The organism is Cronobacter sp. HA18006, from assembly GCF_011605445.1.
GTDB lineage: Bacteria > Pseudomonadota > Gammaproteobacteria > Enterobacterales > Enterobacteriaceae > Cronobacter > Cronobacter sakazakii.
The window spans coordinates 372,103-396,381 of record NZ_JAANQB010000011.1 but is presented as its reverse complement, the minus strand read 5'-3'; the positions used below and the strand labels follow the sequence as shown (position 1 = coordinate 396,381).

The window sequence follows — 24,279 nt, the reverse complement described above, 5'->3', positions numbered from 1 at the left end:
CAAAGGGGGCTCGCCGCCGCCCCCTTTGCAATCCCGGCTCCCGGCGGAAAATCGGCCCTGATGGGCCGTTTTTTTTTGAGCCGGAATAAAACCATCACCTTACCGTTTGTTTTGTGGCGGGTTAAAAAAACGGTGGGTGCGCTTCGCTTACCCACCCTACGAACCACGTGACGCTGATGCCGCCATCACATCCATTCCTCTTCCTTTATTACACGCAAAAAAAAAGCCGCCCCGTGTGGGGCGGCTGTCCTCATTGCCTGTTATCAGAAGCTGACTTTCAGCGTCACCTGGCCACCGTAGCCGCCGGTACCGGCGTCGTCGATGGTTTTGGTGTAACCGGCGCGAACGCCCAGCGTCACGTTGTCGCGGATCTGGCCGTCGATACCCACATCCAGCGCGGCGGCGGTGCCGTCCTGATCCGGATTGAAGGAGACCTCGCTGCCTGCCACACCCGGCGCGCTCACGTTAACGTCGCCTTTGGAGTCAAACGTCTGGATAAAGGACGGACGCACCCACCAGCTTACCGGCGGCGGGTTGCCGCTCTCTTTCAGCGTCGCGTTGTTGCCAAAGCGCAGACCGGCACGCACCTGCTGGCTGTGGCCGTCGCCGAACTGCACATCAGCAGCATCGTCGTTACCATCTTTCAGGTTCACGCCGCGGTACTGGTATTGCACCTGCGGTTCGAGCACCAGGCCGCTGCCGATATCAAACGGCAGACCGGTTTCGAAGGAGCCGACATAGCCCCAGCCGTGCGTTTTCATGCCGTCGCCGTCGCGCGGGTTGGTATCGAAGTTATGACGCGTACCCTGCGCCACCACATCAACCCACCAGCCGCTCTCATGCACGCCGTTGACATACAGACCGGCGCTGTACGCGTCGTCACGCACCGTACCCGCTTTCGATTTCTCGCTGCGCTGAACGTCGATAGCCGACAGACCTGCCGCACCGTAGATGCCGACACCCCATTCCATCGAGGATGCCTGGCCTCTCCACAGATCGCTACCGATCTGCAGGAAGGTGTAGCCGCCTTTGCTTTCCGGCGTGTTGCCGTTACGCAGATCCGCACCGCCATGATCGTGGCTCAGCTGGCCTGCCTGGAAGCGCGCCCACAGATTGCTGCCATCTTCAGACGGGCTGCGTGCCGCGTAGCGACGGCTGTCGAGCGAGCCAAGCAGCGCGCTGTCGTAGTCCATCGCCTGCGCATACAGCGAGGTGTAGAGATACATGGCTGAACGGTAGTTCTGCGGGCCGTTTTCATCGCCGCTACCGGACGCGGTCGTCAGATACCAGCTTTCGTTGCCAGCGCCCTGACGCAGGCTGTAGTTATACGCCCCCGCCTGCAGGTTGTTGGCAAGGCTGAACGCATCGTCGGTGGTGGTCGCACCGTTGATGGCATTCACAACCTGGATGCCGTCGCCGGTGGTGCGCGCGCCCAGACCGCCCTGATTACGGATAGCGATGCGGGTGTTGCCGGTCGCGGTGCCGCCGTCGAGGATCAGGCTGTCGGTGGTCGCCGTACCGCCCTGGAACAGGGTATTCAGCGTGATGGTGCCGCCGTTACCCGTCAGACTGGTGACCGTCAGGGTTTTCGGAACAAACGCGCCCGTCGGTGCCTGATAATCGATGGAGCCGCCAAGCGTCAGGTTGTCCAGCAACGAGTTGCCGGTCATCAGCCAGGTGGAGCCAGCATCAACGGTCAGATCGGTCGGGTCAATCATACCGGTGAGCGAGGTGCCGTTGGTCAGTTGCAGCGAGGTGCCAAGCTGCGCGATAACGTCCGTCACCGCTTCGAGGCCGCTGAATACCAGCGTACCGCTCTGCAGCCAGGTGCCGCCGGTCTGCTTCAGAATACCGCTGACGGTCAGTTTGCCGTCGCCGTCTTTGTACAGGCTGCCGGTGCCGTTGATATTCGCGGCAATGGTGTTGTCGCTCTTATCGGTGGTCACGCTCAGCTTGCCGGTATTGGTGACGTTGCCCGCGATGGCCGAGCCATCTTTCAGCGCGGTGGTGCCGGTCAGGATACCGCCATCCGCCACGTTGAGTTTACCGCCATCCTGCACCACGGTGTTGTTGGCGATACCGTCTGCTGCAACAGTCAGCACGCCGCCGCCTTCCAGCAGTACGCTGTTCGCCAGTTTGTTCGCGATAGAGAACTGACCCAGCGCGTTGGTGCCGTTAACCGTTGTGTCGGTGCCGGCGATAATGCCCGCGCCGCTGTTAAGATCGATGTTGGTCGCTTCGGCCGCATCCGCCACCGCCAGCATACCGCCCTGGTGAATGATGGTCTGGTCGGCGACACCGCCTTTACGGATGTACTGTACGCCGCCTTTGGTCACGGTGGTCGCGATAGCCGTACCGCCCAGCGTCACGCTCTGGCTGCCGTTTTCGCTGACGGTGGAAGACGCCACCGTACCGCCGTTATTGACGACCTGATCGCCCACCACGGTGTTGTCGATGACAATACCGCCTTCATTGACGTTCTGGATCCCGCCCGCCTTGATGATGGTCGAAATCACCGTACCGCCGCTGTTGACGTTCTGCGTACCGCCCAGATTGATGGTGGTGCTGGTCGCCGTACCGCCGGTCAACACGTTCTGAACGCCGCCGTATTCAATATTGGTATTGAAAGCCTGGCCGCCGTTGTAGATATTCTGCGCAGTGCGGCCATACAGGCTGGTGTTTTTCGCCACACCGCCGCGGTAGACGTTCTGCACCGCGTCAGCCGCGAGTTCAGCGCCGTCAGCGGTACCGCGCACGTTCTGTACGGAGCCGTTAATCAGCACGGTATTCTCAGCCGTAGCGCCCGCGCCGATGTTCTGGACAGCGCCGGTATCCATACTGGTGTTCACGGCGCGACCGCCGCTCAGCAGGTTTTGCTCGCCGCCGCGGTTATTGGTTTCGGTAACCACCGCGCCGTTGTAGACGGTCTGTTTCGCATCGTCGTTCAGCCAGGTTGAGGTGACGTTCGCGCCTGCATACACGCGCTGTTCGCCATTCTCATACAGTTCGGAGCCGATAGACGTCCCGTAAACATCCATCACGCCGTTGTCGAAGACCATCGTCACGTCCGCCAGAGCGTCTTTGTTCACGCGCTGGTAGCCGTTGTTTTGCAGAATGGTCACGATGGAGTGGCCGTCCACAATCTGCGTGCCTTCCACCGTTGTCATATCGGTGGTGCCGCCGGTAAAGACGTTTTCTCTGCCGCCCGTGGCGATGGTGCCGCCGTAGGTGTAACCGCCGGAATTAACGTTCTGAACGCCGCCTTTCTCAACACGGGTGTCGAAGGCTTTACCGCCGCTGCCGATGTTCTGCGTGCCGCCCAGCAGACGGGTCGCCAGCGCCTGCGCGCCGTTGTTGACGTGCTGCTCGCCGCCGTTCATCACGGTAGAGATAGCGACCGCCGAGTTAGCCAAAATCTGGGTGCCGCCGGCGTTAATCACGGTGCTGCGCGACCAGCCGTACGGGTCGACAATCTGCTGCCCGCCGTTGTTAACAACCGCGTCGAACGACTGACCATCGACGCGCTGGACGCCGCCGCTGTTGACCAGCGTGCCTTTCGCGTGACCGCTCGCCATGATGAGCTGCACGCCGCCGTCGCTGATGCTGGTGCCGGACGCGGTGCCTTCAACCAGCTGCGTGCCGCCGCCAAAGACGGTGCCGTCAGACGCCGCGCCGCCCAGTTTCACGTGCTGGACGCCGCCGCTGTGAACGATAGAGCCCGCCGCCAGACCGCCCACATTCACGATTTGCAGGCCGCCGTCGTTGATGACCGCAGAGATAGCCGTGCCGTCAACCGCCTGGGTGCCGCCCTGGTTGATTTGCGCGTCCACCGCTTTCCCGGTTTCCTGCACGAGCTGCGTGCCACGGTCGCCAATGCTGGTGCCGGACGCCGTACCCGCCACCACCTGGGTGCCGCCTGCGAAGATTTTCGCAGTAGACGACGCGCCGCCTTTGTTGATGTGTTGCAGGCCGCCGCTGGTGACGATAGATCCGCGCGCCAGGCCGCCATTGTTGATAATCTGCGTACCGCCATCTTTCACGACCGCGGACGTCACGGTACCGTCGACGCTCTGTACGCCGCCGCGGTTCACGTGGGTATCGTTCGCCATGCCGGTTTTGGTAACGAGCTGAACACCGCCGTCGCTGATGCTGGTACCGGACGCCATGCCCGCAACCACCTGAGCGCCGCCGCCGAAGATAACGCCATCGGACGACGCGCCGCCGAAGTTAATATGCTCAAGCCCGCCACTGTTGACCGTGGTGGCACGCGCCAGACCGCCGCTGTTGACGAGCTGAATGCCGTCTTTATTCACGACCGCCGAGGTGGCCGTGCCGTCAACGCGTTGCAAACCGCCCGCGTTCACCAGCGATGCGAAAGCCAGACCGCCGGTTTTCACATGCTGAATAGCGCCCTGACCGATAACGGTACGACCCGCCGTACCGGAGACCGACTGAATGCCGCCGAGCAGCACGGAATCAGACGCCGCGCCGCCCAGTTTCACATCCTGAACGCCGCCGCTGCGCACCACGGTGCTGTTGGCGTGGCCGCCGTTCTGCACCAGCTGTACGCCGCCGTCGTTGATGGTCGCGTAGTTGGCGGTACCATCAACATTCTGCAGGCCGCCGCTGTTAACGGTCGCGCTAACCGATTTACCGGTCGCTTCGATATGCTGCTCCGCACCGGCATCGATCTGGGTATTAGACGCGGTGCCCGCGAGCTGCTGCGTGCCGCCAAACAGATGCGCGTCGGCAGAGGCGCCGCCCACGGAGACGTGTTGCAGACCGCCGCTGTTGACCTGGGTGTTTTTCGCCAGGCCGCCGCTGTTAACAATCTGGGTGCCGCCGTCTTTGACGATGGCGGAAATCGCCGTGCCGTCAACAGCCTGAGTACCGCGATTGTTGATTTGCGTGCCGGTCGCCTGGCCTGTCACCTGCACCTGCTGCGAGCCGCCGTCGTTCACGCTGGTGCCGGATGCGTTGCCGGAAACCTGCTGGATGCCGCCGCCGAAGACGACGCTGTCAGAGGCGGAGCCGCCTTCTGCCACATACTGCAGGCCGCCGCTGTTGATCGCCGTGCTGTCCGCTTTGCCGCCGCGGTTAACGAGCTGGATGCCTTTATCGTTGATGGTGGTGGTTTTTGCAGTACCGTCGACGCGCTGCAGACCGCCTGCGTTAATGAGCGTGCCGGAGGCATTCGCGCCCACCTGCACATGCTGCACGCCGCCGTCGCCGATGATGGTGTCGCCCGCCGTACCCGCCAGTTGCTGGGTGCCGCCAAGCAGGATGGAGCCCGAGGCCGCGCCGCCGAGTTTCACATCCTGCACGCCGCCGCTGCGCACCACGGTGCTGTTGGCGTGGCCGCCGGTCTGAATCAGCTGGGTGCCGCCGTCGTTCACGGTGGCGAAATTCGCGGTGCCGTCCACGTTTTGCAGGCCGCCGCTGTTGACCGTCGCGCTGACAGAAAGGCCCGTCGCTTCGATATGCTGTTCGCCGCCAGCGTCAATCTGCGTGTTAGACGCGGTGCCCGCGAGCTGCTGCGTGCCGCCAAAGAGATGCGCATCGGCAGACGCGCCGCCGAGCGACACATGCTGCAGGCCGCCGCTGTTGACCTGGGTATCTTTCGCGAGACCGCCCTTGTTGACGATCTGGGTACCGCCCTCTTTCACCACGGCGGAGATTGCCGTGCCGTCAACGGCCTGGGTACCGCGATTGTTGATCTGGGTGCCGATCGCTTTACCGGTCACCTGCACCTGCTGGGAACCGCCGTCGTTCACGCTGGTACCGGACGCCATGCCGGAAACCTGCTGAATACCGCCGCCAAAAACGGTGCCTTCAGACGCCGCGCCGCCCTGAGCGATGTATTGCAGACCGCCGCTGTGAACCGCGGTGTTGTCCGCAAGGCCGCCGCTGTTGACCAGCTGGATGCCTTTGTCATTGATGGTCGTGTCTTTCGCGGTCCCGTCGACGCGCTGCAGGCCGCCTGCGTTAATCAGCGAACCGGACGCCGAACCGCCGGTTTTCACATGCTGTACGCCGCCATCGCCAATGATGGTGCCGCCCGCGTTGCCCGCGAGCTGCTGCGTGCCGCCGAGAAGAATGGAGTCAGACGCCGAACCGCCGAGGGCCACGTCCTGAATGCCGCCGTCGCGCACCACGGTGCTGTTGGCATGACCGCCGGTCTGCACCAGTTGCACACCGCCGTCTTTGATAGTGGCGTAGTTGGCCGTGCCGTCGACATTCTGCAGACCGCCGCTGTTGACCGTCGCGCTCACGGAAAGCCCGGTCGCTTCGATATGCTGCTGTGCACCGGCGTCGATCTGGGTGTTTGACGCCGTACCCGCCAGCTGTTGCGTGCCGCCGAAAAGATGGGCATCGGCAGACGCGCCGCCGAGCGACACATGCTGCAGGCCGCCGCTGTTCACCTGGGTGTTTTTCGCAAGGCCGCCACGGTTGACTATCTGAGTACCGCCGTCTTTGACGATGGCGGAAATCGCCGTGCCGTCAACGGCCTGGGTGCCGCGATTGTTGATTTGTGCATCGCGGGACTGACCACCAACCTGGACCTGCTGGCTGCCGCCGTCGTTGATGCTGGTGCCGGACGCAGTGCCGGAGACCTGCTGAATGCCGCCGCCAAAGATCACGCCGTCAGAGGACGAACCGCCCGCGCTGACATACTGCACGCCGCCATTATTGACGGTGGTGTTACGGGCATAACCGCCGCGCTCCACCAGCTGATGGCCCCCGTCGTTGACCACGGCGGAGATGGACGTGCCGTCAACCGACTGCGTACCGCCATTATTGATAATGGTGGTGGTTGCCGTGCCGCTCGCCTGTACATGTTGCTCGCCGCCATTGCCGACGACGGTATGCACCGCTGAACCGGCTACCTGTTGTACGCCACCCTCGAGAACAACCGTTCTCTGCGCCTGGCCGTCTTTTTCCACGAACTGCAAACCGTCATTGATGACAGTGCCGTTCGCCACGCCCTGCTGGCGAACAATCTGAACACCGCCATCATTCAGCGTGGTTTTCTGTGTCAGCCCGCCTGCGACAATCTGATTGCCCTGCGCGCCGATAATATGATTTGTCGTCGTCCCGCCGACCAGAACCTGCTGGGTGCCGTTCTGCACCAGCTCATCCTGTACCGACGAGGTGACATCGGGCGTGAACGCGAACGCGCCGCCGCTGGCAAGCGAACTCCCTACCGCTGCCGTCAACAACACCGCCCCGCTGGCGCGTTTGCCCTTCGCTCGCGTGAGCTCGGAGACCACAATAAACGCGCGCTGGACTTCACTCCACACCAGCCGGTAACTGCAATTAAGACTTCTCTTCATATTGATGCCCTCGAAACCCGCTCAGACGCCGTTATGCGGCATGCTGATTTGGGTCTGCCAATGCTGTTGTTTTGATGTCGAATGGGTTGCTTTTCAGGGAGATCAGCCGACGCAAGTGGCCAATCACCTGTTTACCCGTGATAAAACGCGTGCACTCGTACTGCCGGTCCGTGCCTTTGTGGCGCGGACACCAGAAATAGTCCTGATGATCAAAATTAAGCCGCACGTCATCCCAGCAGCCGTTGCAGACGTGGGTGTTGATGACGCGCCAGGGGGTATAAAACTCGCTGGCCGGCAGACTGAAACCGCTAATCAGCACCACCGGAATGCGACAGCCCCAGGCAAGCCAGGAAAGACCGCTGCCGAGGCCGATGAAAAACTCTGCGTGTTCGAGCAGCGCCACGCGGTCGCGCAGCGGCAGGTTGCCGGTGAAATCTTCCGCACCGTGGGGGATTTTGTTCCAGACATAGCCGCGCCCGACAACACGCTCTTTGTCGATGCACAGCACGCGGTAGCCCTGCGCTTTCAGAAATTCGATCACCTCATGCCAGCCGGTGCCGTTATTCCAGAACTTGGCCTGGCTGGTGGATTGCGTGGCGATACAGACATAGGGTTCGGCTATCTGGCGCGGCGAATGGACGCGCAGATCGGGGACGATTTCGCTCGGGTCGACGCCCAGAATATGGCCTGCCGTGCGGTGCAACCCGACCGCGCGAAAATCAAACGGCTGCTTGTCGAGATCGCCCTGAAAGAACAGCCCGACGCGCCAGGTCGCGTAAGGCGGCTCGCGGTGCGTCCGCTGGCTTGCCCAGTTCTCCGGTGCGTAAAACTGCAACTGTGGGTAGACGGGCGCGAAAAGATCGATAATCGGCTGCGCCATCGTGCATTCCACCTGGCAGCCGTAAGTCTGACGAAAGCGTTCGGCATAGGGCACCCATCCCACAAGATCGCCCAGCGTGCCGGTGGGAAAGGAGATCAGCACCGGTTTGTCGCGCATATCGAGCGCGTGGTCGAGCAGCGGTTCGCTCTGCCCTTTTTTCCAGACCTGTAACCGAAACGGGACATAGTATTTCTTGGTACTAATTACCCAGCCTTCGGCGATATCACTCGCAAAAAGTATATTTCCCGTTTCGTCATCGCTTATTTCGACGCGCCAGTCACCTGCGGGAAGCAGCAGTCTGGCGCCGTCATTGAAATCGTACAAAATGCCTTCCGGACCCTGCTGTGTGGGTATTTCCGGGGGTAAAATAAAGGCGTAGCCATTACTGGCAGATGAAGAAAGCGTCATCGCCATACCTACCTTAATTATCAGTATCAGGGTTATGTTGCTATTAAATAATTAACCCAACGTGTTTCAGACACACGTCAACTCTCGGCGCGCTGTTGCCCGAGACAGTTATTTATCCGACATCTTTACCGTTCCTTGAGCCATCTTAAAGCTGGTTTTAGTGTAGCTACATCGTTACTTATTGCAAATTTTTACCAAATATAAAAATCCTTTTAAATCATATAGATGAAGAAATGCCACCCCGAGTGACTTTTCACTAAAGCTAAACTTTACAAGCATTTAGCTCTGCTATAGAGACACTCTTTTAGGATTATCCTTACCTTGCAATACGCAGATCAGGCTATTTTCGGGTAGGGAGAATATATTAACCGGGCGACAAGCCAGGCGCTAAAAACATATTCTTTGAAGGATTTCAATAGGACAACCGGAAGCTATAGGCTTTTTCTTAAGACAGATATTAGTAGGGATTGGTTACTGACAGCCATTAATTAATGAATAAAAAATAAACACCCACGACTGAAATCTTATGCGAATAATGATTTTTAGGACTAATACATAAACGATAATAGATATTCCGAAACGTTTTGGGCTGATGAATATATTTTGAGCGTGTTGTTTTATAATTGCGAGCGCATTCACAAGACACTTGTACAATAACGACGCGCCTATAACGTTTTGTCATCCTTCCTTAACGGGTAAGTAACAGAAACGAAGCGGTGGCAGCTTTTCCATTATGAAACAGCGTTTTTAATTCCTTTCTGTCCTGGTGGAAGCTATAATGCGGGCATTCTAACTTGAATGGTTTCAGCACATTGGATATCGCCTTTACCGTCGAACAATCGCTCACTCGCCGCCTGGCTGAACCACAAGCACACTTTCTCCTGCACGCTTTTTTGATGTCACCTATCCTTAGGCTGTGGCATCACAACTTTCGCAACACAAGTTTACCCAAACGGCAGAGTACGCCGCAGGGCATGATTTCCATATCCTTCAACTAAAGATTAAGACTGTCATGAAAAAGACGAAAATTGTTTGCACCATCGGCCCGAAAACCGAATCCGAAGAAATGCTGACCAAAATGCTCGACGCGGGCATGAACGTGATGCGCCTTAACTTCTCCCACGGCGATTACGAAGAACACGGTCAGCGCATCAAAAACCTGCGCAATGTTCTCGCGAAAACCGGCAAGCAAGCCGCCATTCTGCTGGACACGAAAGGCCCGGAAATCCGCACCATCAAACTGGAAGGCGGCAACGACGTCTCCCTGAAAGCGGGCCAGACCTTTACCTTTACCACCGACAAATCCGTTGTCGGCAACAGCGAAATTGTTGCGGTGACCTACGAAGGCTTCACCAAAGACCTTTCCGTCGGCAACACCGTGCTGGTGGATGACGGCCTGATCGGCATGGAAGTGACGGCCATCGAAGGTAACAAAGTCATCTGTAAAGTGCTGAACAACGGCGATCTGGGTGAAAACAAAGGCGTTAACCTGCCGGGCGTTTCCATCGCGCTGCCAGCGCTTGCTGAGAAAGACAAGAAAGATCTGATTTTCGGCTGCGAGCAGGGCGTTGACTTTGTGGCGGCCTCCTTTATTCGTAAACGCTCTGACGTCGAAGAAATTCGCCAGCACCTGAAAGCGCACGGCGGCGAGCACATCCAGATCATCTCCAAAATCGAAAACCAGGAAGGCCTGAACAACTTCGACGACATCCTCGAAGCGTCTGACGGCATCATGGTCGCGCGTGGCGACCTGGGCGTGGAAATCCCGGTAGAAGAAGTGATCTTCGCGCAGAAGATGATGATCGAAAAATGTATCCGCGCGCGTAAAGTCGTTATCACCGCAACGCAGATGCTGGATTCCATGATTAAGAACCCGCGTCCGACCCGCGCTGAAGCAGGCGACGTGGCGAACGCCATTCTCGACGGCACCGATGCCGTGATGCTGTCTGGCGAATCCGCAAAAGGCAAATATCCGCTGGAAGCAGTAACCATCATGGCGACCATCTGCGAGCGCACCGACCGCGTGATGACCAGCCGTCTGGAGTTTAACAACGACAGCCGTAAACTGCGCATCACCGAAGCCGTCTGCCGCGGTGCGGTAGAAACGGCCGAGAAGCTGGAAGCACCGCTGATCGTGGTGGCGACCGAAGGCGGTAAATCCGCGAAATCCGTTCGTAAATACTTCCCGGACGCGACTATCCTTGCGCTGACCACCAACGAACTGACCGCGCGTCAGCTGGTGCTGAGCAAAGGCGTGGTGCCGCAGCTGGTGAAAGAGATCTCTTCTACGGATGATTTCTATCGTCTGGGTAAAGATGCCGCACTGGAAAGTGGTCTCGCGAAGAAAGGCGATGTGGTGGTAATGGTCTCTGGCGCACTGGTACCGAGCGGTACGACCAATACCGCGTCTGTACACGTCCTGTAATAATATCCACCTATTTTTATGTATGATTAAAAAAGGCGCCGCGAGGCGCCTTTTAATTTGGCTTAAATAGACGCTGTGAATAAAAAAGCAAATCGGATTTCACTATTTAAGATTGTTTTTTTCTAAGATGAATCCGATGAAAGTTAGCTGTTTTCCCTCAATTTTTTTAATGATCCGCGTAAGGTCGATGCTTCTTTGAGCGAACGATCAAAATTAAGCGTATTCCCATCAAAAAAATATTCTCAACCTAAAAAACTTTGTGTAATACTTGTAACGCTACATGGAGATTAACTCAATCTAGAGGGTATTAATAATGAATCGTACTAAACTGGTACTGGGCGCGGTAATCCTGGGTTCTACTCTGCTGGCTGGTTGCTCCAGCAACGCTAAAATCGATCAGCTGTCTTCTGACGTTCAGACTCTGAACGCTAAAGTTGACCAGCTGAGCAACGACGTGAACGCAATGCGTTCCGACGTTCAGGCTGCTAAAGACGACGCAGCTCGCGCTAACCAGCGTCTGGACAACATGGCTACTAAATACCGTAAGTAATAGTACCGTGTGAAAGAAAAATGGCGCACATTGTGCGCCATTTTTTTTGCCTGTCTCCTGCTCTCGCCTCTTCTGTTTTTACACTCTGCACTGATAACCAAAACCCGATGCCATAAACTTCCCCATCACCGGGTTGCAGCCAGACACGATCACTGAATCGTTACGCGCCCTGCTGTGGGCTCTGCCGCGTCAGAGAGCGTCTCACCGCCTGACGGCATCACAGCCGCTTTCACGCTCTGTATCGTCGTCACGGGCGCAGGCGTCGTGCTGTGTGCATCCACCTGAACGGGATATCCCGCCCTGCGCGTCAGCGCGTTATCCACCGCCACCGCGTCGGTGCCTGCGTCATCAATAAACTGTCCGAAAGCGGCGTTAATCGCCACGGGCATGGTCTGCGGATTATCCGCATCGCTGCGTGAGAGCGGCTGGTGCACTTCCACGTAGCGCCGTCCGTCCGGCTCCGTGGAATATTTCACCGGTTCATTGATGATTTGCACCCGCGTGCCCCACGCCACCTGGGTAAACAGCGCTTTGATATCGGCGGCGCGCATACGGATACAACCTGAACTTGCGCGCAGCCCGATACTGCTGCGGGCATTAGTGCCGTGAATAAGATATTCGCCGCCACCCTGCTGTAAACGCAGCGCAAAGCGCCCTAATGGGTTATTTGGCCCAGCAGGTATCACAGCAGGCAGCGTGATGCCCTGCGCCTGTGAGCGCGCGCGCATGGCGGCGGTTGGCGTCCAGGTCGGGTTTGGGATTTTCTGGATGATGCGTGTGGTCATGACCGGCGTTTCGCGCCCCGTCAGGCCGATGCCTATCGGATAGACCTCCACGCGGTTCTCGCCTGGCGGATAGTAGTAAAGGCGCAGCTCAGCGAGATTAACCACTATCCCCTCGCGCGGCGTGTCGGGCAGCAGCATTTGCGAAGGGATCGTCAGCTCGCTGCCGGGCATCGGCAGATAAGGGTCAACCGTATTATTGGCTTCCAGCAGTAACAGCACGCCGGTCTGATATCGCTCGGCGATTTTCTCAAGGCTTTGACTGTTTGCAGGAACAAGCCAGGTCTGGTTCTGGCCAATCAGGCGGCTGCCGGGCGGCGGGAGCAGGTAATCCACCGCCGACGCCTGCGTCGCGCCCATCAGCAGCAGCGCGAACAGCGGGAAGGAAAAAATCGGTTTCATAAGCACGACCTGTTTTCACCGGCGAGGCCGGAATGCAGAACATCCGCGAGGCCGCAGAGGCCACGCGTGACGAGGAAAAGCCGTGCTTTAAGATTAGCTCAGGTCGGCGGCTTTCGCGCGAATCGCGCGGATCATCGCCTCTAAGCCCTGAGAGCGGGACGGGGTGAGGTGCTGGGTAAGCGACATCTCTTCAAACCACGGACGCACGTCGAAGTTTACGATGTCCTGCGCCGTCATCTGCTGGTAGAGCGCGAACACCACGGCGATAAGCCCTTTGACGATGGCGGCATCGCTGTCGCCGCGCATCTCAATCACGCCGTTCTCGCCGGGGTTCATCACAATCCAGACCTGGCTCTGGCAGCCCTGGATGCGGTGCGCGGGCGTGCGTTCGGCGTCGTCGAGCGGTGCCAGGCGCTGCCCCAGCTCGATGATATAGAGATATTTTTCTTCCCAGTTGGCGCAGCGGTTGAAGTTACGCAGCAGTTTTTCTTTTTCCGGCAAACCAGCCATTCTCGCTCCTTTTAGCCTAACAAACGATGAATGCGGATAAGCCCGGCCACCAGCCGGTCCACTTCATCTTCGGTATTGTACATCGCGAGCGACGCCCGACACATCGCAGGCACGCCGTAAAACTCCATCAGCGGCATCGCGCAGTGATGGCCGGTGCGTACCGCAATACCGTAATTATCGAGAAAACTGCCCACGTCATAGGCGTGGTGCTTGCCAAGATTAAACGCGATAACGCCAAGGCGTTCCTGAGGGCCATAAATCTGTAAGTCCGGCACCGCCTGCAACTCGCGCAGCGCATACGCCATCAGCGTGCGCTCGTAATCGTGAATATTCTCAAGGCCAATGGCATCGACATAATCCATCGCCGCGCCAAGGGCGATGATGCCGCCCGTGTTCGGCGTTCCGGCTTCAAACCGCCACGGCGCTGCCGCCCAGGTGGTGCCTTCGGTCAGGCTCACGGTCGCTATCATCGCCCCGCCCCCTTCCCACGGCGGCATCGCCTGGAGAATCTCTTCTTTGGCGTAGAGAATGCCGATCCCGGTCGGCCCGTAAAGCTTATGGCCGGAAAAGAGGTAGAAATCGCAGTCCAGCGCCTGTACGTCCACTTTGTGGTGCATCACCGCCTGCGCGCCGTCCACCAGCACTTTGACGCCCGCCTGGTGCGCCGTCGCGATAATATCCGCGATCGGGTTTTCGGTGCCAAGCACGTTAGAGACGTGCGTCACCGCCAGCAGGCGGGTGCGCTCGTCCATCAGCGACGGCAGTTTATCGAGCTGTAGCGTGCCGTCCTGGTTAATCGGCAACACGCGAAGCTCAGCGCCGGTACGCGCGCAGAGCATCTGCCAGGGCACGATATTGGCATGATGCTCCATCGCCGTGACGATCAGGTTATCGCCCGCGTGCAGCTGACTGTTGCCCCAGCTGTTCGCCACCAGGTTTATTCCCTCGGTGGTGCCGCGCACAAACACAATCTCTTCCGGCAGACGCGCGTAAATGAACTGCGCCGCGCGGGTGCGCACAGCTTCCATACGCTGGGTCGCGTCTGCGCTCAGGGTATGGATACCGCGATGCACCGCCGCGTAGCCGTGGCGGTAGAACTCCGCCTCAGCCTCAATCACCGCCGTCGGCTTCTGCGCGCTGGCGGCGCTGTCGAGATAGGCCAGCGGCTGGCCGTTAACCTCGCGCGTCAGCACCGGAAAATCGCTGCGGATCTGCTGTAGAGAAAAACTCATGCCTCTCCCCCTGCAAAGCGCTGACCGATACGCGCCAGCACCTGCTGTTTCAGCGCTTCGTCGTGGATGCTTTCGGTCAGCTCCGCGGCAAAGGCGTAAATGATCATCTGCTGCGCCGCCTGTTCGTTAATACCGCGCGAGCGCAAATAGAACATCTGTTCGTCGTCGATGCGGCCTACGGTAGCGCCGTGGCTGCATTTCACGTCATCGGCGTAAATTTCCAGCTGCGGTTTGGTGTCCACTTCCGCCAGCCTGCCAAGCAGCAGGTTGTTGTTGGTCATCTGCCCGTCGGTCTTAATGGCATGCTGCGCCACTTTAATCAGCCCGTTAAAGACCGCGCGGCCTTTATCACGCACGATGGTTTTATGCAGCTGACGGCTGTTGCAGTAGCCTTTGTTGTGCTCAAGCCAGGTGCGAGTGTCACACACCTCGTTATTCACCGGCAGCGCCAGACTGTTCACGCGAAGCGTAATGTTCTCGCCGTTGAGCTGCGTGCTGGTGTGGTGGCGCAATACGCCCGCGCCCAGCAGATAGCTGCTGCTGGCGGCATGGGCATCCTGCGACACGATTAAATCGTTATGCGCGAAGTGCCAGCTCACCGGGTTTTCAAACGCGAGCTTATAGTGATTAAGCTGCGCGTTAGCGCCCACCTGCATGGTCAGGCGCGCGCCGGTGAAGTGCGGTTTTTCGTCACGGCTGACGTAATGCTCGATAACCGTCGCCTGCGCGCCTTCGGCAAGCTCCAGATGATGACGATAATGTACGGTGTTGATTTCATCGCCCGCGCGGCCCGCGCTAATGTGCATCAGCAGGAGCGCTTTTGACGGTTGCTGGTTACGCGCCACGTGAATATGCGTCACGCTCTGCGCCAGGCTTTCGGTCAGGTGTAAAAACGCCTCCGGCTGCACCGGCGTGGTCAGTCCGCGGCGGCTGTCGTTCACGCTTATCTCAAAGCCGCTGTTCCCGGTCGCGTCGCTCAGTTCCGGCGCGAAGCGACCATCGATAAACACAAGGCGCAGCGCGTCAACGGGCAGCACCAGCGCGCTCAGTGCTTCCTGGCTTAACGCCTCGGCAACCGGCGCCACGAAATCGTGCTTCAGCAGGCCGTCGAGCGGCGTGTATTTCCAGTCTTCATGTTTACGGGTCGGAAGGCCGAGACGCAGCAGTTGTTGCAGATGCTCGCGCGCCTCTTCTGAGCGCTCCCCGCCCTGCGCTTCAAACAGGCGATGCCACTGTTGCAGCGCGTTACTGCTGTTCGGTAAGCCAGCCATAGCCCTGCTCCTCCAGCTGTTTGACCAGAGAGAAGTCGCCAGACTTCACAATGCGCCCCTGGTAGAGCACATGGACGAAATCGGGCTTGATGTAGTCCAGAATGCGCTGATAGTGGGTGACGATGATGAATGAACGCTTACCGTCGCGCAGCGCGTTCACGCCTTCGGAGACGATTTTCAGGGCGTCGATATCCAGGCCCGAGTCGGTTTCATCGAGAATACACAGGTCTGGCTCCAGCACCGCCATTTGCAGAATGTCGTTACGCTTTTTCTCACCGCCGGAGAAACCCACGTTAACGGAACGGGTCAGCAAGTCTTCCGGCATTTGCAGCAGCTTGATTTTCTCTTCCATCAGATCCTGGAAATCGAAACGATCAAGCTCTTCCTGGCCGCGATATTCGCGTACCGCATTCAGCGCGGTTTGCAGGAAGAACTGGTTGCTGACGCCCGGAATTTCTACCGGATACTGAAACGCCATAAAGATGCCTTCACCTGCGCGCTCTTCCGGCGACAGCTCCAGCAGATCTTTGCCTTTGAAACGCACTTCGCCGCCGGTGATTTCATAATCTTCGCGCCCGGCAAGCGTTGCGGAAAGCGTACTTTTGCCGGAGCCGTTCGGCCCCATGATGGCGTGTACTTCCCCTGGTTTTATTTCAAGGTTCAAACCGCGCAGGATCGCCTTCTCTTCCACGCTGACCTGTAAATCTTTGATGCTTAACATGTCTTATCCTTTTTCTTACCTTAGCCGACGCTGTGCTCAAGGCTAATGGCTAATAATTTTTGCGCTTCGACCGCGAATTCCAGCGGCAGCTCTGAGAAGACATCCTTACAGAAGCCGTTAACGATCATGGAGATAGCGTCTTCTTCGCTGATCCCGCGCTGCAGGCAGTAGAACAGCTGGTCTTCGCCGATACGCGACGTAGTAGCCTCGTGCTCAAGCTGGGCGCTGTTGTTGCGGCACTCGACATACGGGAAGGTGTGCGCGCCGCAGTCCGGGCCAATCAGCATCGAGTCGCACTGCGTGAAGTTACGGGCGTTGGTGGCGGTCGGCATGATTTTTACCAGGCCGCGGTAGCTGTTCTGGCTTTTCCCGGCGGAGATGCCTTTGGAGATGATCGTCGATTTGGTGTTTTTACCGATGTGGATCATCTTGGTGCCGGTATCCGCCTGCTGATGGCCGCTGGTCAGCGCCACCGAGTAGAACTCGCCGATGGAGTTGTCGCCGCGCAGGATGACGCTCGGGTATTTCCAGGTGATAGCCGAGCCGGTTTCCGACTGCGTCCAGGACATCTTGCTGTTTTCGCCTTCGCACAGCGCGCGCTTGGTCACGAAGTTCAGAATGCCGCCGGTGTTGTTATCGCCAGGGAACCAGTTCTGCACCGTCGAATATTTCACTTCGGCGTCTTTATGGATGATGACTTCCACCACCGCCGCGTGAAGCTGGTAACTGTCGCGCACCGGCGCGGAACAGCCTTCGATATAGCTCACGTAGCTGCCTTCATCCGCCACCAGAATGGTGCGTTCGAACTGGCCGGTTTTCTCGGCGTTGATACGAAAATAGGTGGAGAGCTCCATCGGGCAGCGCACGCCTTTCGGCACGTAGATAAAGGTGCCGTCGGAGGCGACCGCCGCGTTCAGCGCGGCGAAGAAGTTATCGTTCGACGGCACGACGGTGCCGATGTATTTCTTCACCAGCTCCGGGTGATCGTGGATAGCCTCGCCGAACGAGCAGAAGATAATGCCCTGCTCCGCCAGTTTGTCGCGGTAAGTGGTGGCGACGGAGACGGAGTCAAAAATGGCATCCACCGCCACTTCCCGGCCTTCACGCACCGGTACGCCGAGCTGGTTAAACGCTTCTTCCACTTCCTGCGTCAGGTAGCTGTTATTGTTGCCGCCCGGCTGCTGCACCGCGCCCGGCTGTGACGCGCAGGCGTCGTCGCAATGACCGCAGGAGGGGGCAGAATAGTAGCTGTAGTCCTGATAATTCAGTTTGTCGTAATGCGCATGCAGCCAGTGCGGCTCTTCCATCTCAAGCCAGGCGCGGTACGCGCTCAGGCGAAATTCAAGCATCCACTCAGGCTCGTTGCGTTTGGCTGAAATGGCGCGCACCACCTCTTCGCTGATGCCGTGCGCCAGTTCATCGGTCTGAAGCCGGGTAAAGAAGCCCTCTTTATAGTTCAGGGGGCCGCTCCAGGTGTTTACATCGTCAGTTGCTTCACTGTTACGGGACATAATTACTCCGCCTGGACCCCAAAACTTTCTCCGCAGCCGCACGCGTGCTGCGCTTTAGGGTTATTGAATTTGAAAATCTGATTTAAGCCTTCGCGCACGTAATCCACTTCGGTGCCGTCGATAAACGGCATCGCCTGAAGCGGAACATAAAGCCGCGCGCCATCGGTCTCGAACATGAGGTCTTCGTCTTTCGGCTCGCTGACGGTGTCCAGCACATAGCCAAACCCGGCGCAGCCGCTCTGTTTAACGCTAAGACGCACCCCCAGCAGACCCGGCTTCTGCGCCATTAAGTCGCGAATATGTCTGGCCGCGTCTGGGGTCATCGTCAGGCCCTGCCAGTTAAACTCGGCGGGGTTGAACGTACCGGTTTGTGATTCCATAGGTCTGCCTCCTGGAGTGAGTGCCTTTCGGGCGATAACGCTATGTTAGTGGTAATAATTCTCACTTCAACCTCTGCGCATCAGGGGTATTACCCTAAACGGCACTTTTTGAACACTTTCATTAAGCATAGACCCTCTCCGCAAGCGTGCAGAGGGCAAAAATGGCGGATGAAATTTTTTAATTATCAAACGATTAACAAGCGAGACGACGAGATTAAGCGGCAGCGTGAGCGCCTGAGGAAAAGATGTATCGTTTATACCTATTTATGCTATAGATTCCTTGGGCAACGATAAATCAAACACTTATTTTTTCTGAGACTGAAAGAGTATCGTGGGCAAGCATAAACTTATGCGGGCATCATTTCGCCTCAAAACGCGCCCCGGGGGGGTTTTGCCCGCAAATTTACTCCAAAGGCATGTCTGCCCCAAAATTCGCTTTTAAGCGTACATCTGCCTGTCACGCGCTTTTATCTCCCCAACACCCCATAAAGGATATTTATTGGTCTATCTCAGCCATGACTGCACATTGTGGAACACGTATTGTCTGCACAATGTCATTAAAGCGTTTTAACGAGCACATTCCCTCAGCATTTTTATCCTGACAGGAGGGCAACGGAAGCACAATTTTGTGTGGTAAAGAGGATGATGATGAAGACTTAAACTCTCGCATTTGTTGAAGGGTCTGATAAACAAAAGAAATTTGAATCCAGTCAGTATTATCACTCACTCGCTTCCATCTTTCAAAAACCAGTTCCCCGCCAGGAGGCGTATTATCAGGCTGCCCGGGTAAAGACCAGTTAAGATCAAATACCCCACTGAGATTGGCAATATTGGTGTCATGCCCCGCAATAAATAATAACGAGACGGGCAATTTAATGCCGTAAGGATTTTCTGTTGCCCCATCACTGATTAATGCCCGGCTTATCAAATCGAGTAGCGGAGTCGCTCTGGTACGTGCAACTTCAGGCGTTCTTTGCAAAAGGTCAAACTGAGCATTATGCAGACGTAATAATTCTGTCCATTGTTTCTCGCCGTGAATTCGTCCCCATGCGACCTCTGGCATTCCCTGCGCCTCTTGCAACAGAAATATTTCCGTCAGCGTGGAAGACAAACCCCATGCGCCGGATAATGAGACGTTATCTGGCGAAACCCTGAGTTCTGAAGGTAAGACTCCCGTGAGCGTGCAGCCCGGCTGACGTGGTGATTTGCATGCTGCTGACTGTGAGAAATTGAGCACCTGTTCCAGAGTACGGAATGCAGAGTCATAACGCTGTGTGTACCGTTCAATATTTCCTTCCGCCCGTGCCAGAATCGCTGCCTGAGTCTTAGATACATTAAACGAGCACACACCTGTTTTAACTGGATCGAACAAGGGATCTTTTTTATCAAGCTCTTTTTGATAATGAACTTGATTTTGACATCCCGGCGCAAATCCAGCCAGAAATGCCTCACCGGTTTTACGCGTGCGCTGATCGGTATCTGCAATAACGGCCACCTGATCGGGTGAAGGACATCCGTGACTTTCCAGAACCCCTTTATCGAGGAGTACTCTCTTTTGGTATCGTCCCAGTTCGGTGACAAGCTCACCGCCCCGGGCCGTCAACCAGCCCAGCGGAACATCCCATAGAGGCCAGGGGTAAGGTGTGATTTCCTGCATTAACGGCGTAAACTTTGTTGGCGCTCTGACTCCGTGGCGACTGACTATCACAACGCGTTCAAGCTTCATTTTATCAGCCCCTTGCGCATGTAACGGGAAAACACCAGGCATCAAAATAAAAATGAAGAGGAATAAATGAAGAAATAGCGTTTTCATTGTCAGCCAACCTTATAGTTAAGGAACCATAAATAGCGAACACAGGAATTATTACCTTGTTATTTTATCACATCAGAACGCCTGACACGCCACTTTTCCAGTGGTTCTCCTTGTATAAGAGAGTGAGATCATTACCTGCGCCGCTATTATTCACCACTTTAAACAATCGCAAGCATGGATTATTTCAGGTTAAATACTTACCTGTGCCTCTGACAAAATCGGCGTGTGTGATTTAACTGATGACGTGATGACTTTTTATAGAAATAAAAAGGTGAAATAAGATGTTTAATAGAGTTTCACTATAAAAATGAAATCTACAGGCCACAATCAAAAGTAATAACAGTGAAAGCGCTGGGCAAACCAGGAAAAATCGGCAAACTGGCATGGAAATAATGAAAAAAAAGCGCCATCACTGGCGCTTTTTATGCCGGTGCGAAATCTACACCACCGCTGTCGTCAGCCGTGATGAACAGCAGAGGCGGTCCTGCTCGTCGAAGATCTCTATCTGCCACACCTGATGACGCCGCCCGACATGCACCGCGCGGCAGACGCCGCGCACGCGGCCACTGCGCACGCTGCGCAGGTGGTTGGCGTTAACCTCAAGCCCGACGACTTTCTGCTCGCCCTCGGTGCAGAGATAACCCGCCACCGAGCCGAGCGTTTCCGCCAGCACCACCGACGCGCCGCCGTGCAGCAGCCCAAACGGCTGATGCGTGCGGTGGTCCACCGGCATGGTGGCTTCAATCTCACGCTCATCAAGCCGGGTAAAACGGATATCGAGCAGCCCGACCATATTATTCGCGCCCATGGCGTTGAGCGCCTCAAGCGTCGCGGTACGTTGCCAGATCATACAATCATCCCCAGAAGCGCCTGTAATGGATGGCGCACGCCGCTGCCCTCGATGCGTTTCACCTGGCTGCGGCACGAATAGCCCGTGGCGAGGCAGCGCGTGCGCGGCAGCCGCTGCATCGCCTGGTGCCAGGAGAGCTCATAGATACCGAGCGAGTTGGCGTGGTTTTTCACCTCATGGCCGTAAGTGCCCGCCATGCCGCAGCAGCCGACGTTCACGCCTTCAAGCTTCGCGCCGAATTTGGCGAAAATCGCGGCCCACTGCCCGGCGGTGCCCGGCAGCGCGGTCACTTCCGTACAGTGACCAAAGAGATACCACGGCTCGCCGCCCACCGGCGAGGCCGGGCGCTCCGCCAGCGCCGTGGTAAGCCACTCATGCACCAGCTGCACGTGGAATTCGCCGCGCGTCTCGCCAAGCGTCTGCTTATATTCATCGCGATAGCACAGCACCAGCGCCGGATCGACGCCCACCATCGGCATGCCGAGCGCCGCGACGCGGTTTAAGAAATCAGCCGTTTTGCGCGCGGTACGGGCGAAACGCTGGAGAAAGCCTTTGATGTGCTGGGCTTTGCCATTCGGCGAGAACGGCAAGACTACCGGCTGGAAGCCGAGCTTTTCACACAGCCGCACGAAATCGGCCACCACCTGCGCGTCGTAATAGCTGGTGAACGGATCCTGCACCACCAGCACGGTGCGCGCTTTTTCGGCTTCGGTGAGCCGTTCCAGCTCTTCCAGCGTCATGCCCGCGCTGCGATGCCCCACCAGTTGCTGTTGCAGCGTCGGCGTGGAGAGCAGCGGCAGGTCGACCATGCCGATATGCCGTTCCGAAAGTGAGCGCACCCACGGCTGGCTCATAAAGAAGTTAAAGGTTTTCGGCGCACGGGCCATCAACGGCGCGTAGCTTTCCACCGTCGCAATCAGGTGGTCGCGCACCGGGCGCAGATAGCGCGTGTGGTAAAGCTGCAAAAAGCGCGAGCGGAATTCCGGCACGTCGATTTTGATCGGGCACTGTGTCGAGCAGGCTTTACAGGCGAGACAGCCGCTCATCGCCTCTTTGACCTCGTGCGAGAAATCGTATTCGCCGCGATCGGCGTGCCAGCTGTTGCGGGTGCGCTCAATGAGCGAGCGCAGGCTGGCGCGCTTTTGCGGCAGCGCTTTTTCGAGCGCCAGCGGGTCCACGCCACGGTCGGAGAGCAGCCGCAGCCACTCGCGCACCAGCGTCGCGCGCCCTTTCGGCGAGTGAATACGGTTGCTGGTGATTTTCATCGACGGACACATCGGGCTTTTCACGTCAAAGTTAAAGCACAGGCCGTTGCCGTTACATTCCATCGCGCCGCGCCAGGAGGTGCGCACCGCGAGCGGGATCTGACGGTCAAACGTGCCGCGTTTCACCGCATCCACCTTCATCATCGGCGCGTCGAGGCCATATGGCGCACAGATTTTACCAGGGTTCAGGCGGTTATCCGGGTCGAACGCCGCCTTGATGCGCCGCAGTTCGTCATACAGCGTTTCGCCGAAAAACGCCGGGCTGTATTCCGCACGAAAGCCTTTACCGTGCTCGCCCCACAACAGGCCACCGTAGCGAGCGGTGAGCGCCACGACTTCATCGGAGATGCGCTTCATCAGGACTTCCTGCTGCGGATCGCACATATCCAGCGCCGGACGCACGTGCAGCACACCCGCGTCCACATGGCCAAACATGCCGTAGCTCAGCCCGTGACCGTCCAGCAGCGCGCGGAACTCGGCGATGTAATCGGCCAGATGCTCCGGTGGCACGCAGGTGTCTTCGGCAAACGGAATCGGCTTGGCGAGCCCTTTGGCGTTACCGAGCAGCCCCACCGCTTTTTTACGCATCGCGTAGATACGCTCGACGCCCGCGAGATCCCGGCAGACCTGCCAGCCGATAATGCCGCCCTGCTCCTGCGCCATAAACTCATCGAGCCGCGCGCACAGCGCTTCAACGCGCTGGTCAATCAGCGCTTCGTCATCGCCCGCGAACTCTACGATATTAAGTCCGAGCATCGTTTTATCCGGCACATCGGTAATCAGCTCGCGCACCGAATGCCAGACGATATCTTCCCGCGCCAGGTTCAGCACGCGTGAGTCGACGGTTTCCACCGACAACGCCTGCGCCTCGACCATAAACGGCGCGCTGCGCAGGGCGGAATCGAAAGAGTCATATTTGACGTTCACCAGACGGCGCACTTTGGGCAGCGGCGTGATATCGAGCCGCGCTTCGGTGATAAACGCCAGCGTACCTTCCGATCCGCACAGAATACGGGTCAGGTCAAATTCTGAAAGTGAGTCGTTAAAGACGTGGCGCAAATCATAACCGGTGAGGAAGCGGTTGAGCTTCGGAAACTTCTCCAGGATCAGCGCGCGCTGCTCGCGGCAGCGCTCCAGCACGGTGTGGTAAACGCGCCCGAGCGTGGTCTGCGCGCGACCCAGCTCCTCGGCAAGCGCGGTCGGCATCGCCTGGGTATCCAGGATATCGCCGCCCAGCAGCACCGCCCGTACGCCGAGCACGTGATCGGACGTTTTGCCATACACCAGCGAGCCCTGCCCGGAGGCATCGGTATTGATCATCCCGCCAAGCGTGGCGCGGTTGCTGGTGGAAAGCTCCGGCGAGAAAAAGTAGCCGAAGGGCTTCAGATATTCATTAAGCTGATCTTTGATAACGCCCGCTTCGACGCGCACCCAACCCTGCTCCGGGTTGATTTCAATAATGCGGTTCATATAGCGCGACATATCAACGACAATCCCCTGATTGAGGGACTGGCCGTTGGTGCCGGTGCCGCCACCGCGCGGGGTAAAAATAAGCGATTTAAAGCGCGGTTCGGCGGCAAGACGCGCCATCAGCGCCACATCGGCGGTGGAGCGGGGGAAAATCACCGCATCGGGAAGGAGCTGGTAGATACTGTTGTCGGTCGCCATCGTGAGGCGATCGGCGTAGTTCGTGGCGGTATCGCCGGTAAAACCCTGTTGCTCCAGTGCCTGCAAAAAATTCAGCACCACCTGTACCAGCCCGGGTGCCTGAGAAATTTGTGGGATCATGGATCCTGAACCTGCCTGACAATGAGATGTTGGAAGTTATCGTTTGCGTTGTGCCTTCAAGGTTGTATCACATTTTTATATGTCATGCCTGCCAGAAATGCTCCAGGCGTGCGGCTATCCAAATGCGCGGAAATCACTCATCATAAGAGCGCCCCAC

The 24,279-nt window shown here is 57.6% G+C and carries 14 protein-coding genes; 2 read left to right on the top strand and 12 right to left on the bottom strand.

Translation table 11 applies throughout. From position 1 onward, the window contains the following. Positions 1–263: 263 nt before the first annotated feature. Complete coding sequence (locus G9X48_RS03620; RefSeq protein ID WP_097570663.1) at positions 264–7,334, bottom strand: AIDA repeat-containing protein; 7,071 nt, start codon at positions 7,332–7,334, stop codon at positions 264–266. A gap of 31 nt (positions 7,335–7,365) precedes the next feature. Beyond that, a complete protein-coding gene (locus G9X48_RS03615; protein ID WP_004386890.1) occupies positions 7,366–8,628 on the bottom strand; it encodes an autotransporter strand-loop-strand O-heptosyltransferase in 1,263 nt (420 codons plus the stop codon). A 1,006-nt stretch (positions 8,629–9,634) separates the two neighbouring features. On the opposite strand from G9X48_RS03615, the gene pykF reads away from it, so the two are divergent. Together pykF and lpp are read left to right on the top strand one after the other, a co-directional pair. Then, complete coding sequence (gene pykF, locus G9X48_RS03610; protein WP_007696856.1) at positions 9,635–11,047, top strand: pyruvate kinase PykF; 1,413 nt, start codon at positions 9,635–9,637, stop codon at positions 11,045–11,047. Between the two features lie 313 nt (positions 11,048–11,360). Next, positions 11,361–11,597, top strand: coding sequence for a murein lipoprotein Lpp (lpp, locus tag G9X48_RS03605; RefSeq protein WP_002443218.1), 237 nt, complete (start codon positions 11,361–11,363; stop codon positions 11,595–11,597). 149 nt (positions 11,598–11,746) lie between these two features. Here lpp and G9X48_RS03600 read toward each other — a convergent pair whose 3' ends face one another. From G9X48_RS03600 to G9X48_RS03555, 10 genes are all read right to left on the bottom strand, one after another. Continuing rightward, positions 11,747–12,781, bottom strand: a complete 1,035-nt coding sequence (locus G9X48_RS03600) for a L,D-transpeptidase family protein (protein WP_080320894.1) — start codon at positions 12,779–12,781, stop codon at positions 11,747–11,749. 93 nt (positions 12,782–12,874) lie between these two features. After that, complete coding sequence (gene sufE / locus G9X48_RS03595) at positions 12,875–13,291, bottom strand: cysteine desulfuration protein SufE (RefSeq protein ID WP_007783745.1); 417 nt, start codon at positions 13,289–13,291, stop codon at positions 12,875–12,877. 11 nt (positions 13,292–13,302) lie between these two features. After that, positions 13,303–14,523 carry a cysteine desulfurase SufS gene (gene sufS / locus G9X48_RS03590; protein ID WP_105629505.1) on the bottom strand — a complete coding sequence of 407 codons (1,221 nt, stop codon included), beginning with the start codon at positions 14,521–14,523 and terminating at the stop codon, positions 13,303–13,305. Beyond that, the gene (gene sufD / locus G9X48_RS03585) at positions 14,520–15,794 is read right to left on the bottom strand and encodes a Fe-S cluster assembly protein SufD (protein WP_097565241.1); all 1,275 of its coding nucleotides are present in this window, start codon (positions 15,792–15,794) and stop codon (positions 14,520–14,522) included. Before sufD ends, sufS begins: the two co-directional genes overlap by 4 nt. Beyond that, positions 15,769–16,515: a Fe-S cluster assembly ATPase SufC gene (gene sufC, locus G9X48_RS03580; RefSeq protein ID WP_004386232.1), complete on the bottom strand. Its 747-nt coding sequence runs from the start codon at positions 16,513–16,515 to the stop codon at positions 15,769–15,771. Before sufC ends, sufD begins: the two co-directional genes overlap by 26 nt. A 20-nt stretch (positions 16,516–16,535) precedes the next feature. Continuing rightward, the gene (gene sufB, locus G9X48_RS03575; protein ID WP_004386233.1) at positions 16,536–18,026 is read right to left on the bottom strand and encodes a Fe-S cluster assembly protein SufB; all 1,491 of its coding nucleotides are present in this window, start codon (positions 18,024–18,026) and stop codon (positions 16,536–16,538) included. Between the two features lie 2 nt (positions 18,027–18,028). Next, a complete protein-coding gene (gene sufA, locus G9X48_RS03570) occupies positions 18,029–18,406 on the bottom strand; it encodes a Fe-S cluster assembly scaffold SufA (protein ID WP_097565240.1) in 378 nt (125 codons plus the stop codon). 496 nt (positions 18,407–18,902) lie between these two features. Continuing rightward, on the bottom strand, positions 18,903–20,219 hold the full coding sequence (locus tag G9X48_RS03565) for an AppA family phytase/histidine-type acid phosphatase (protein ID WP_097565238.1): 1,317 nt from the start codon (positions 20,217–20,219) through the stop codon (positions 18,903–18,905). 439 nt (positions 20,220–20,658) lie between these two features. Beyond that, entirely contained in the window at positions 20,659–21,069 is a 411-nt protein-coding gene (gene menI, locus G9X48_RS03560; protein ID WP_032993949.1) for a 1,4-dihydroxy-2-naphthoyl-CoA hydrolase, read from the bottom strand. Next, positions 21,066–24,122, bottom strand: coding sequence for an FAD-binding and (Fe-S)-binding domain-containing protein (locus G9X48_RS03555; RefSeq protein ID WP_063264721.1), 3,057 nt, complete (start codon positions 24,120–24,122; stop codon positions 21,066–21,068). The genes menI and G9X48_RS03555 overlap by 4 nt, the downstream gene beginning before the upstream one ends. Positions 24,123–24,279: the final 157 nt, after the last annotated feature.